Origin of the sequence: Amnimonas aquatica (assembly GCF_002943415.1) — a bacterium.
GTDB lineage: Bacteria > Pseudomonadota > Gammaproteobacteria > Pseudomonadales > Moraxellaceae > Perlucidibaca > Perlucidibaca aquatica_A.
Window position 1 is genome coordinate 1 of record NZ_PTQZ01000028.1, and the last position, 12,136, is coordinate 12,136.

Sequence of the window (12,136 nt, forward strand, 5' to 3'; positions counted from 1 at the left end):
CAGCGCCATGTCGGCGCCGAGCTGAAGCCGAAGAAGATGGTGACCGAGAACGTCGAGGTCTTCTACGGCGACAGCCGTGCCATCAAGGGCATTTCGCTGGATATCCGCGAGAACGAGGTGATCGCCTTCATCGGCCCGTCGGGGTGCGGCAAGTCGACCTTCCTGCGTTCGCTGAACCGCATGAACGACACCATCCAGGGCTGCCGTGTCACCGGCCGCATCACCCTCGATGACGAGGACATCTACGATCCGTCGCTGGACGTGGTGCTGCTGCGCGCGCGCATCGGCATGGTGTTCCAGAAGCCGAACCCGTTCCCGAAGTCGATCTACGACAACGTCGCCTACGGCGCCCGCCTGCACGGCCTGGCCAAGAGCCGGCATGACCTCGACGATATCGTCGAGGACAGCCTGCGCAAGGCCGGTCTCTGGGAGGAAGTCCGCGACCGCCTGCAGCAGCCCGGCACCGGCCTGTCCGGCGGCCAGCAGCAGCGTCTCTGCATCGCCCGCGCGATCGCGGTGAGCCCGGAAGTCATCCTCATGGACGAACCCTGCTCGGCGCTGGACCCGATCGCCACCGCGCGCATCGAGGAGCTGATCAACGAGCTGTCGACGCAGTACACGATCGCCATCGTCACGCACTCCATGCAGCAGGCCGCGCGCGTGTCGCACCGCACGGCGTACTTCCATCTCGGCGAGTTGATCGAGGTGAACGATACCGAGAAGGTGTTCACCAATCCGGATCACGACCTGACCGAGGCCTACATCACCGGCCGTTTCGGCTGATCACCATAGCCAGACCGCGGCTCCGGCCGCGGCATGCGAGGATGTCATGAACAACAAGGAAAAGCTGACGCAGCACATTTCCCAGCAGTTCAACCAGGACCTGGAGGCGGTGCGCTCCAACTTCCTGGCCATGGGTGGCCTGGTCGAGCAGCAGGTGCTGGATGCCATGAAGGCGCTGGTCGACGTCAACGTCGAGCTGGCCGAGGCGGTGATCAAGAACGACAGCCGCATCAACCGCATGGAGATCGAGGTCGACGAGGAGCTGATGCGCATCATGGCGCTGCGTCACCCGGCGGCGTCGGACCTGCGTCTGGTGGTGGCCATCGGCAAGTCGGTGACCGACCTCGAGCGCATCGGCGACGAGGCCTTCAAGATCGCCCGCGCCACCGTGGCGCTGTACAAGGAAGGCGAGTCGCCGCGCGGCTACGCCGAGGCGCGCAGCATCTCCGCGCGTGTCAGCGAGATGCTGCACGACGTGCTCGACGCTTTCGCCCGCTTCGATGCCAAGGCCGCCTTCGAGGTCATGAAGGCCGACAGCTACATCGACCGCGAGTACGAGGCCGCCATGCGCTCGCTGATCACCTACATGATGGAAGATCCGCGTTCGATCTCGCGCATCCTCAACGTCATGAACGTGCTGCGCTCGCTGGAGCGCGTCGGCGACCACGCGCGCAACATCGCCGAGCAGCTGATCTACATGGTGCAGGGCATCGAGGCCCGCCACACCGACTACGACGAGATCGAGCGCCGCCTCAGCCAGATCTGAGCGCGCCGGCCGCGCGTGCCATTGTCGGGCCTGGCCCGGGACCGGTTGATGCGGCTCGGGCCTTTTCATGTCCGGGCCCTGGGTCTCGGGACGGGCGGAGCGAGGTTGGCAGGCGGTGCGGGGCGGCGTGTGATCTTGCCGGTGCAGTTCGGGCGGTGCGGTCGACGGTCGGCTGCGGGTGATGCCCGTCTTCAGTCGGCGGCGGCCTCGATGGCGGTTTCGCGGCGCAGCAGCACCGGCGGAAAGCTGCAGCGGAAGCGCGAGCCCTGGCCGGCGCGGGAGTGGATGTCGAGCGTGCCGCGATGCAGCAGCAGCACGTGCTTGACGATGGCCAGGCCGAGGCCGGTGCCGCCGGTGGCGGTGCTGCGGCCGGCGTCGACGCGGTAGAAGCGCTCGGTCAGGCGGGGGATGTGTTCGCGGTCGATGCCGATGCCGTTGTCCTGCACCTCGAAATGCACGCCGTGGTCGTCGGCCCACCAGCGGATGTCGATGCGGCCGCCTTCCGGCGTGTACTTCACCGCATTGGTGACCAGGTTGGAGAAGGCCGAGCGCAGGTCGCCCTCGATGCCGCAGAGCAGCAGGCTGTCATCGGCATTCAGGGTCACCTGCTGGCGCTTGGGCGCGGCCATGATCTGCGCATCCTGCAGGATCTGGCGCAGCATGCGCGGCACGTGCACGGTGTCCGGCGCGGCGGCCTCGGCGCCCTGGTTCTCCAGGCGCGACAGGGTGAGCAGGTCGTTGACCAGGTTCTTCATGCGCTGGGTCTGCTCGTCCATGCGCCGGAACGCCTTCTGCCAGCGCGGCGCGGTGTCGTCGGACTGTTCCAGCAGCGTTTCCAGGTAGCCGCTGAGCACGGTCAGCGGCGTGCGCAGCTCGTGCGACACGTTGGCGACGAAGTCCTTGCGCATCTGCTCCAGGTTGTGAACCCGGGTGATGTCGTAGACGATCATGAGCTTGTCGTTGTCGCCGAAGCGGGTGATCTCGTACTGCAGGTGGCGGCCGGGGTGGCGCTGCGACGGCAGCTTGATGCCCTCGTCGTAGGGGCCGTTCTGGAAATAGCGCAGGAAGGCCGGCGAGCGGATGATGTTGGCCACCGGCTGGCCGAGGTCGCGGGTGTTGAGGCCGAGCAGCTTCTGCGCGGCGGGATTCCACCACTCCAGGTTGCCTTCGCTGTCGATCAACGCGACGGCTTCTTCCAGCGCGGCCACCGACACGCGCGCGCGCTCGATGATGTTGAGCAGGTTGTCGCGCGTGCGGCGCTCGTTGCGGCGCAGGCGGTGGATGCTGCGGTAGGCCTCGCCCCAGGTGCCGCCGGCGTCGGGCACGTCCTGATCGGTGTCACGCAGCCATTGTTCCAGCTTGCCCAGCTCCAGCAGATGCACCAGCAGCGCGATCAGCGCGCCGGCCGCCAGCGCCCAGGGCAGGGCGTCGACGATGAAACCGATGACGCCGGCACCGGCCAGGGTCCAGAGGGTGATGCGCAGTTCCCGGGTCGGTATCGGCAGCTTCAAGCCGTGGCATCCTGGTTGTCGGCGGGCAGGGCCTCGACCTGGGTCGAGAAGCGGTAGCCGGTGCCGCGCACGGTCTGGATGAAGCGGTCGTAGCCGAACGACTCCAGCGCCTTGCGCAGGCGGCGGATGTGCACGTCGATGGTGCGGTCCTCGACATAGACGTTGCCGCCCCAGACCTGGTCGAGGATCTGCGTGCGCGTGTAGGCGCGCTCGGGGTGGCTCATGAAAAAGGCCAGCAGGCGGTATTCGGTCGGGCCCATTTCCACCGGGCGTTCGTTCGCGGTCACGCGGTGGCTGACCGGATCGAGGCGCAGGCCGTCGGCCTCGATCGCCTTCTCCTGGCTGAGCGCGCTGGAGCGGCGCAGCACGGCCTTGATGCGCGAAGCCAGCTCGCGGGTCGAGAACGGCTTGGTGATGTAGTCGTCGGCGCCGGCGTCGAGGCCCTGGATCTTGTTGTCCTCTTCGCCGCGCGCGGTGAGCATGATGATCGGGATCTCGCTGGTGTTCTCGTCGCGCTTGAGGCGGCGCGCCAGCTCGATGCCGCTCATGCCGGGCAGCATCCAGTCGAGCAGGATGAGCGCCGGGCGCTCGTCCACGACCAGGTGATGGGCCTGCAGGGCATCCTCGGCCTCGAGGCATTCGTAGCCGGCGAGATCGAGCGCGATGGAGATCATTTCGCGGATCGCGGCTTCATCGTCGACGATCAGGATCTTGTCGTTCTTCATGGGCGGTTCCTGTTGCTTGGCGGAGCCCCGGGCTCATGCCTGGCTGATGACACGCACATTACAACCGCGACGCATGACAGAAATATTACTTTCTCATGTCGGCGGCAGGGTGGCTTTCTGCAGCCAGCCAGCCAGCAGGGCGACGAACAGCAGCATGCCGACCCAGTGATTGTGCTTGAACGCCTCCAGGCAATGCATGCGTTCGCGGTCGCGGCAGTGCCGCCACTGCCACAGGAACAGGCCGGCGACGCCGGCCAGCCCGGCCCACCAGGGCCAGCCCAGCTGCAGCTGCTGGCCGGCCGCGCCGAGGCCGGCGAGGCAGAGCAGCTGCAGGCAGCCGATGATGAACAGGTCCAGTTCGCCGAACAGGATGGCCGTGGACTTGATGCCGGCCTTGAGGTCGTCGTCGCGGTCGGCCATGGCGTACTGGGTGTCATAGGCCACGGTCCACGCCAGGTTGGCGGCGTAGAGCAGCCAGCACAGGCTGTCCGGCGTCTTGCCCTGGGCCACGAAGGCCATGGGGATGGCCCAGGAGAAGGCGGCGCCGAGCACCACCTGCGGCAGATAGGTCCAGCGCTTCATGAACGGGTACAGCGTGGCCAGGCCGAGCGCGCCGAACGACCACCAGAAGGTCTCGATGTTGAGGAACAGCAGCAGGCTGGCGCTCAGCGCTACCAGCACGGCGAACACCTGCAGCGCCTCGTGCGGGCGCAGGCGTCCGCTGGCCAGCGGACGGTCGGCGGTGCGCCAGACCTGGCCGTCGAAGTCGCGGTCGGCGTAGTCGTTGATGACGCAGCCGGCCGAGCGCATCAGCACCACGCCGAGCGTGAAGATGACCACGATATGCCAGGACGGGTGCCCGTCGCCGGCGATCCACACCGCCCACAGCGTCGGCCACAGCAGCAGCCAGATGCCGATGGGCCGGTCCAGGCGCATGAGGGCGATGAAGGGCTGCAGGCGTTCGAGGGTGCTCATGACGGGGTTCCGGAGGCGTGATTGGCGGCCTGTGAGTCGGCTGCCCGCAATAATGCCGGCAGGAAGGCTTCGGCCACCAGCACCGCGTGGCCGCGCAGGTGCAGCACCGAACGCCGCCCCCAGGCCGGCGCCTGGCCGTCGTGCGGCGGCAGCTCGGCGATGTCGATGGCACCGCGACGCAGCGCCGGGTCGCGGAACAGCAGGCCGCCCAGCGAGCGGTTGCCCAGCCGCGCCAGGCGCCGGCCGGCACCGGTCAGGCTGCGGCGCGGCAGAATGGAGCGGGCCTGCACCCAGGGCTCGCCGTCGCCGATCAGCAGCACTTCGCGCACCCAGGCGTATTCGCGGGCGGTCAGGCGCAGGCGCCGGCGCTCCTCGGCGGTCGGCCGCGCCCAGCCCTCGCGCAGGACCCGCACCCGCAGCTTGCCGCCGGCCAGGCGCTGCAGGCGCGCGGTCAGCGAGGCCGGCTCATCGAGCCAGGTCAGCAGGGGCGGGGGCGGCGGGCGCTGCCAGCGCCGTGCCGGCGGCAGCCACAGGCGTGGCGGCTGCCAGTGTGCGGAGGCGGCGGAAGTGGTGCCGGGGGCGTGTTCGGACATGGTGGCGCGAGCATGCCGCCCCGTGCCGGCGGGTGCAAGTCACCCGGCGTTCCGAAAGGTTATTTCGGGCAATGGCGAGCACCGCATTCCGGCGGATGATGTAACATTGCGCGCTGTTTGGGTCCTGACATCTGTCATTCCGGGCGTCTGATATGTCGGCAAGGCCGGATTGCCAAGGACCTGAGCCCCGCGTAGCGTATGCGCGCTTAGGCACAAAACCTGTGAGGTATAGAACAATGAAGAAGTGGCAGTGCATCGTGTGCGGCTTTGTCTATGACGAAGCGGTCGGCATGCCCTGGGACGGCATCCCCGCCGGTACCCTCTGGGATGATATCCCGGCTGACTGGGTCTGCCCCGACTGCGGCGTGGGCAAGGAAGATTTCGAAATGGTGGAGATCTGAAGCATGCGTCCGCTGATCATTCTGGGCACCGGTCTGGCCGGCTACACGCTGGCCCGTGAATTCCGCAAGCTGGATGCCGAGCGTCCGCTCTGGCTCATCACCCAGGATGACGGGCGCAGCTACTCCAAGCCCATGCTGTCCAACGGACTGAGCAAGGGCAAGAGCGCCGACGACCTCGGCATGGCCACGGCCGAGGCCATGGCCGCGCAGCTCAACGCCACCATCCGCACCGATGTGCAGGTGTTCGCCATCGACCGTGCGCAGCGCACCATCACCGTGGGCAGCGAAGTGGTCGAGTACGGCGATCTCGTGCTGGCGATCGGCGCCGCCGTGTTCCGCCCGCCGCTGGAAGGCGATGGCGATGACAAGGTGTTCTCGGTCAATGACCTGGAAGACTATGCGCGTTTCCGTGCCGCCCTCGGCGAGCAGGGCCGGCGCGTGCTCATCATCGGTGGCGGCCTGATCGGCTGCGAGTTCGCCAATGACCTTGCCGCCAGCGGCTACCAGGTCGAGCTGGTCGAGCCCATGGGCCGTCCGCTGCCCACGCTGCTGCCGGAGCGCGCTTCCGAAGCCGTTGCCAGCGGCCTGCGCAGCCTGGGCGTGAATTTCCATTTCGCCGGCGTGACCGCGGTCAACCTGGCCGGTGACGGCGTGCGCGCCACGCTGTCGGACGGCAGCACGGTCGATGCCGACCTGGTGCTGTCGGCCATCGGCCTGCGTCCGCGCGTCGAACTGGCGCGCGCCGCCGGTCTGGCGGTCGAGCGCGGCATCGTCACCGATCGCTTCCTGCGCACCACCGACGAGCACATCTACGCGCTCGGCGACTGCGCCGAAGTCGAAGGCAAGGTGCTGCTGTACGTGCTGCCGCTGATGGCCGCCGCCCGCGCGCTGGCCAAGACCCTGGCCGGCGAGGCGACCCAGGTGGCCTACCCGGCCATGCCGGTGCAGATCAAGACGCCGGTGACGCCGGTGGTGGTGGCGCCGGTGGCGCCGGGCGTGAAGGGCGAGTGGTCGGTCGAGGCCGACGGCAACAATGTCCGCGCCGAGTTCCGCAATGCCGAAGGCCAGCTGGTCGGTTTCGCGCTGACCGGCAGCCAGGCCACCGACATGAAGGTGAAGGCCGAGCTGGCGCGCGCGCTGCCGCCGATCCTGGCCTGACCGCCGTTCCAGTCGTGACCGGGTCCGCGCGATCCGGTCACGACGGCCACCGGCCCGTTCGGGCCGGTGCGCCTCATCATTCGCCGGCCGCGCTGGCCTTCAGGTAGTAGTCCTGCGCCCTGGCGTTGTCCTTCGGCACGCCGTTGCCGGTGGCGTGCAGGTCGCCCATGCGTCGCAATGCCTTGCCGTAGCCCTGGTTCGCCGCGTCGGTCAGCAGCGTGACCGCCTTGCGCTTGTTCTGGCGCACGCCGTCGCCGGTCAGGTACATCTGCGCCAGGTTGAACTGCGCCTCGGCCACGCCGGCCTCGGAGGCCTTCTCGTACCAGCCCGCCGCCCTGCGCTTGTCCTGCTTCACGCCCAGGCCCTGGTCGTACATGAGGCCGATGTTGTTCTGCGCCAGTGCGGAGCCGAGCTCGGCCGCACGCTCGATGAACACCGCCGAGCGCTGGCGGTCCACAGCCACGCCCTTGCCGTCGTAGTAGGCCATGCCCAGCGCGTACAGGGCCGGCGGATAGTTCTGTTCGGCGGCCAGCCGGAACCAGGTGTTGGCGACGCTGTAGTCCTGCTTCAGGCCCAGTCCGCCGGCGTAGAGCGCGCCCAGGTTGTATTGCGCGCGTGCCAGGCCCTGGTTGGCGGCGCGGCCGAACCATTCGGCGGCCTTGGCGCGGTTGCGCACCACGCCATCACCGTTGTAGTACATGACGCCGAGGTTGTACTGGGCCTCGGCGGAGCCGCCGATGGCGGTCTGGCGCATCTGCTGGGGCGATCCGACCACCTTCTCGTTGGTCACGCGCGGGGAGGCGTGCGCAGCCTGACTGCATGCCAGGGCGACGCAGCCGGCCGTCAGCAGTCGCGCCATGATGGTCATGGGCTGCATGGGCGGTACCTGATCAAGGGTTGCAGGAGATGGCCGTGTCATGGCCGGTAAGGTTCCTGCCCTGAAGGGTATGTGACCTGTGCTTTCCTGACAATGGTCAGGTTGTCGGGGTTCAGGCCCAGGCGTAGTCGCCGGCGCGTGCCAGCCAGCGTGTCATGAGGTATTCGCCGGTCCCGGCATCGTCGTGCAGCTGCTCCGCCAGGCGGCGGGCGGCGGGCAGCAGCGACTGGTCGCGCAGCAGGTCGGCGATGCGGAAGCTGACATCGCCGGTCTGGCGGGTGCCGAGCACCTCGCCGGGTCCGCGCAGTTCCAGGTCGCGTTCGGCGATCTCGAAGCCGTCCTGGCTGTCGCGCAGGATCTGCAGGCGCTCGCGGCCCAGCGCCGACAGCGGGCTCTGGTAGAGCAGCACGCAGTAGCTGGCCAGGCGTCCGCGTCCGACGCGGCCGCGCAGCTGGTGCAGCTGCGACAGGCCGAGGCGCTCGGGGTTCTCGATCACCATGAGCGTGGCGTTGGGCACGTCGACACCGACCTCGATCACCGTGGTGGCCACCAGCACCGCCATGTCGCCGGCGCTGAAACGCGCCATGACCGCCGCCTTGTCGGCGGGCTTCATCTGCCCGTGCACCAGGCCGATGTCCAGCTCCGGCAGCGCCTCGCGCAGCGACTCCCAGGCGGTCTGCGCGGCCTGCGCTTCGATCTGCTCGGAATCCTCGATCAGCGTGCACACCCAGTACACCTGCTGGCCGCCGGCGACATGGTGGCGGATGCGCGCGATCAGGTCGGCGCGGCGCGAGGCCGGCAGCACCACGGTCTGTATCGGCTGGCGGCCGGGCGGCAGGCTGTCGATCACCGAGGTGTCGAGGTCGCCGTAGGCGCCCATGGCCAGCGTGCGCGGGATCGGCGTCGCGGTCATGATCAGCTGGTGCGGCTGCCAGCCGCTCTCCAGCCCCTTGCGGGTCAGCGCCAGCCGCTGTTCGACGCCGAAGCGGTGCTGCTCGTCGATGATCGCCAGCCCGAGGCGATGAAAGCGCACGGCATCCTGGAACAGCGCGTGGGTGCCGATCACGAGCTGGCAGCGGCCATCCGCGAGTGCCTCCAGCTGCTGCGCGCGCGCCTTGCCGGTGAGCTTGCCGGCGATCCAGCCGACCCCGATGCCCAGCGGTGCGAACCAGCTGGCGAAACGGTCGCGATGCTGTTCGGCGAGGATCTCGGTCGGGGCCATGACCGCGACCTGATAGCCGGCCGCCAGCGCCGGGCAGGCGGCCAGTGCGGCGACCACGGTCTTGCCGGCGCCGACATCGCCCTGCACCAGCCGGAGCATGGGCTGCGCGCGTCCGAGGTCTTGGCGGATCTCGGCCAGCACATGCTGCTGGGCATCGGTGAGCGCGAACGGCAGCTGGCGCAGGAAGGCGGGCGTCAGCGTGTCGGCGCCGGCAGGCAGCGCCGGTGCGTCGTGCATGAGCTGGCGCTGGCGCCGGCGCAGCAGGCCGAGCTGGTGCGCCACCAGCTCCTCGAAGGCCAGGCGCTGCTGCGCCGGGTGCAGGCCGGCGGAGAGCAGGCGGCGGTCGGCATCGGCCGGTGGCGCGTGCACCACGCGCAGGGCATCGGCCAGCGACCAGCCGCCGGTGTGTGCCACCGGCAGCCGGTCCTCCAGCGCGTCGGGCCGGTCGAGCAGGGGCAGGGCGCGCGCCATCAGCTCGCGCAGGCGGCGCTGGGTCAGACCCTCGACCAGCGGATACACCGGTGTCAGGTGGCTGTCGTCGGCGGTGGCGAGCACCGGATCGTCATCCAGGCGCTCGATTTCGGGGTGGATCATCTCCGGGCCCAGCGGCCCGCTGCGGACTTCGCCGAACACGCGCAGGCGCAGGCCGGGCGGGTAGCTGTCCTTCTGGCTCTGGCGGAAATGGTAGAAGCGCAGCGTCAGCCCGCCGGTGTTGTCGCGCAGGCGTACCAGCAGGGCGCGGCGGCGGCCGCTGGCCCCCGCGCCGGAAATGTCGGCCAGCTTCACTTCGCCTTCGGCCAGCGCAGTCATGCCCGGTTGCAGGGCACCGAACGGCGTGACCCGGGTGCGGTCTTCGTACTGGCGCGGCAGCGTGAACAGCAGGTCCTGCACGCTGGCGATGCCGAGCCGGGTCAGGCGCTCGGCCAGCGCCGGCCCGACGCCGCGCAGGGCGTGCACCGGCAGCGCCTGCAAGGCGGCATCGGCGGCGGGCGGCGGGCGCCGGGGGACCGGGGGCCGAGGCGCGGTGGGCCGGCTCATCGCGCCATGGGCACCGTGCCCGGCAGTTCCAGGGTCTGCAGGGCGCGGGTCAGTGCCTGCAGGGCCTGGCGGCGCGGGAAGCGGTGCCGGCTGGCGAGCACGATGCGGCGGCCGGGGCTGGGCGTCAGCGGCCGGCAGGCGACCTCGTCATTGACCAGGATGGGCTCGGCGCTGGCCGGGATCAGGGTGATGCCCAGCCCCGACGCGACCATGTGGCGCAGGGTCATGAGCGAGCTGCCGGGGCTGGTGCCGGACGGCGCGCTGCCGACGCTGCAGGTCTCCAGCACCTGGTCGCGGAAGCAGTGGCCCTCGCCGAGCATGAGCACCGGGCTGTCGCCGAGGGCGTCGGCCGGCACCTCGCTGCGTGCGACCCAGTCGTGGTCCTGCGGCAGCAGCAGCCGGAACGGCTCGTCGAACAGCGGCGTGACACGGGTCTCGGGCGGATCGAAAGGCAGCGCCACCAGGATGGCATCGAGCTCGCCGTGCGCCAGCCGCTCGGCCAGCACGTGCGTGTAGTTCTCTTCCAGGTACAGCCTGAGCGGACTGTCTTCCTGTTTCAGGTGGCGGATCAGTCCGGGGAACAGGTAAGGCCCGACGGTGAAGATGGCGCCCAGGCGCAGCGGCTCGGCGAACTCGTCGCGCGACTGGTCGGCCATGCGCTCCAGCGCCTCGGCCTCGTGCAGCACCACCTGCGCCTGCGCGATCAGCGCCTCGCCGGCCGGTGTTACCAGCACGCCGTGGCGATGGCGTTCGAAGATGATGATGCCGAGCGAATCCTCGAGCTTGCGGATGGCCACCGACAGCGTCGGCTGGGCGACATGGCAGCGTTCGGCGGCGCGGCCGAAGTGGCGCTCCTGTGCCAGTGTGACGAGATAGCGCAGCTCGGTTAAGGTCATGACCGCTCGGCTCCGGAATCTGGCTGGCGCCGGCAGCCACGGGGGCGGGCGGCGAATTAGTTTCAGGCTATCGAATTATTATTGATATGGCAAAAATTCTTATCGTTGGCGCGGGGGATGTCGGTGGCCGGCTGGCGCGGCTGCTGGCGGCGGATGGTCATGCGGTGTGGGCGCTGCGCCGTCATGTGCCGGAGGATGCCGGCACGCCGGACAGTGCGCATGCCGGCGTGGCGCAGGGCGCTGGCCGCCTGACCTGGCTGGCGGCGGATGTCACCCGGTCGGAGACGCTGCGGCTGCCGGCGGGGCTCGATGTCGTGGTCACCGCGCTGGCACCCGGCCAGTCCGGCAGCTACCGCGAGATCTACGTCGAAGGCACGCGCGCCCTGCAGCAGGCGCTGGCGGGGCAGCATCTGTGCCGGCAGTTCTGGGTCTCGTCCACCAGTGTCTACGGCGAGCAGGCCGGCGAGTGGATCGACGAGACCACGCCGGCTACGGCCGCCAGCGACAACGCCGTGGCCCTGCGCGAGGCCGAGGCGCTGGTGACGGCCTCGCCGTGGCCGGCCAGCATCGTGCGTTTCGGCGGACTCTACGGGCCGGGCCGGCATCGCCTGCTGCGCCTGGTCGAGAGCGGCCGCCCGGTGCCTGTGGAGCCGCCGAGCTGGAGCAACCGCCTGCATGTCGAGGACGCCGCCGGCTTCCTGCGGCATCTGGTCACATGCGCGCTGGCCGGCGCGCCACTGCTGCCCTGCTACCTGGGTGTCGATGACGAGCCGTCGCCGCAGCACGAGGTGCTGACCTGGCTGGCGGCCCGCATGGGGCTGCCGGCACCGCCCGGCGAGCGCCGCGCAGCCGGTGCCGCGCAGGGCCGGCGCATCCGCAACCGCGCCCTGCGCGACAGCGGCTATGCGCTGCGTTACCCGGATTACCGCGCCGGCTATGCCCAGGTGCTGGCCGCACGTGATGCGGCGGAGCATGGCGCCTGACCATGCCACTCTGCCGGCCGCCGCGATCGCCTCGTCGGATGCCGCGCGCCGTTCGTCATTGTGACCGTCAGATGACTGTCCTTGTCCTGTCCTTGTCCTGTCCGGGGCCGTGCCGCCGACGCTAGATTCGGCCGTTTTCCCCGCACGCCCGCGGGCCGCGCCTGCCTCCCGGTCCTGGAGGCGACGCCGGCCGCTGCCTGGCGTGGGG

Annotated in this window: 12 protein-coding genes; 5 read left to right on the forward strand and 7 right to left on the reverse strand. The window is 69.6% G+C overall.

What is annotated here, in order from left to right; all coding sequences use genetic code 11:
* Both pstB and phoU read left to right on the forward strand, forming a co-directional pair.
* Positions 1–783 (forward strand): phosphate ABC transporter ATP-binding protein PstB (gene pstB, locus C5O18_RS02390; protein WP_277422135.1); only part of this gene is annotated, 783 nt, incomplete at its 5' end.
* A gap of 46 nt (positions 784–829) precedes the next feature.
* Positions 830–1,549, forward strand: a complete 720-nt coding sequence (gene phoU / locus C5O18_RS02395) for a phosphate signaling complex protein PhoU (protein WP_105191270.1) — start codon at positions 830–832, stop codon at positions 1,547–1,549.
* Positions 1,550–1,740: 191 nt separating this feature from the next.
* Here the strand turns inward: phoU and phoR are convergent, their stop codons facing one another.
* The 4 genes from phoR to C5O18_RS02415 all read right to left on the reverse strand — a co-directional run bounded on the left by phoR (position 1,741) and on the right by C5O18_RS02415 (position 5,353).
* The gene (phoR, locus tag C5O18_RS02400) at positions 1,741–3,060 is read right to left on the reverse strand and encodes a phosphate regulon sensor histidine kinase PhoR (RefSeq protein ID WP_105191271.1); all 1,320 of its coding nucleotides are present in this window, start codon (positions 3,058–3,060) and stop codon (positions 1,741–1,743) included.
* Complete coding sequence (gene phoB / locus C5O18_RS02405; protein WP_105191272.1) at positions 3,057–3,785, reverse strand: phosphate regulon transcriptional regulator PhoB; 729 nt, start codon at positions 3,783–3,785, stop codon at positions 3,057–3,059. The genes phoR and phoB overlap by 4 nt, the downstream gene beginning before the upstream one ends.
* 93 nt (positions 3,786–3,878) lie before the next feature.
* Entirely contained in the window at positions 3,879–4,760 is an 882-nt protein-coding gene (gene ubiA, locus C5O18_RS02410; protein WP_105191273.1) for a 4-hydroxybenzoate octaprenyltransferase, read from the reverse strand.
* The gene (locus tag C5O18_RS02415; RefSeq protein WP_105191274.1) at positions 4,757–5,353 is read right to left on the reverse strand and encodes a chorismate--pyruvate lyase family protein; all 597 of its coding nucleotides are present in this window, start codon (positions 5,351–5,353) and stop codon (positions 4,757–4,759) included. The genes ubiA and C5O18_RS02415 overlap by 4 nt, the downstream gene beginning before the upstream one ends.
* A 236-nt stretch (positions 5,354–5,589) precedes the next feature.
* Between C5O18_RS02415 and C5O18_RS02420 the strand changes: the two genes are divergently transcribed.
* Together C5O18_RS02420 and C5O18_RS02425 are read left to right on the forward strand one after the other, a co-directional pair.
* Positions 5,590–5,754 carry a rubredoxin gene (locus tag C5O18_RS02420; RefSeq protein WP_105191275.1) on the forward strand — a complete coding sequence of 55 codons (165 nt, stop codon included), beginning with the start codon at positions 5,590–5,592 and terminating at the stop codon, positions 5,752–5,754.
* 3 nt (positions 5,755–5,757) lie between these two features.
* On the forward strand, positions 5,758–6,912 hold the full coding sequence (locus C5O18_RS02425; RefSeq protein ID WP_105191276.1) for an FAD-dependent oxidoreductase: 1,155 nt from the start codon (positions 5,758–5,760) through the stop codon (positions 6,910–6,912).
* A 76-nt stretch (positions 6,913–6,988) separates the two neighbouring features.
* Here C5O18_RS02425 and C5O18_RS02430 read toward each other — a convergent pair whose 3' ends face one another.
* The 3 genes from C5O18_RS02430 to C5O18_RS02440 form a co-directional block, all read right to left on the reverse strand.
* Positions 6,989–7,789, reverse strand: a complete 801-nt coding sequence (locus C5O18_RS02430) for an SEL1-like repeat protein (protein ID WP_158249242.1) — start codon at positions 7,787–7,789, stop codon at positions 6,989–6,991.
* Between the two features lie 112 nt (positions 7,790–7,901).
* Positions 7,902–9,983, reverse strand: coding sequence for an ATP-dependent DNA helicase RecG (recG, locus tag C5O18_RS02435; RefSeq protein WP_277422136.1), 2,082 nt, complete (start codon positions 9,981–9,983; stop codon positions 7,902–7,904).
* Between the two features lie 62 nt (positions 9,984–10,045).
* A complete protein-coding gene (locus tag C5O18_RS02440; RefSeq protein ID WP_105191279.1) occupies positions 10,046–10,945 on the reverse strand; it encodes a LysR substrate-binding domain-containing protein in 900 nt (299 codons plus the stop codon).
* 86 nt (positions 10,946–11,031) lie between these two features.
* Between C5O18_RS02440 and C5O18_RS02445 the strand changes: the two genes are divergently transcribed.
* The gene (locus tag C5O18_RS02445) at positions 11,032–11,928 is read left to right on the forward strand and encodes an NAD(P)H-binding protein (protein WP_105191280.1); all 897 of its coding nucleotides are present in this window, start codon (positions 11,032–11,034) and stop codon (positions 11,926–11,928) included.
* The last annotated feature ends 208 nt before the right edge of the window (positions 11,929–12,136 follow it).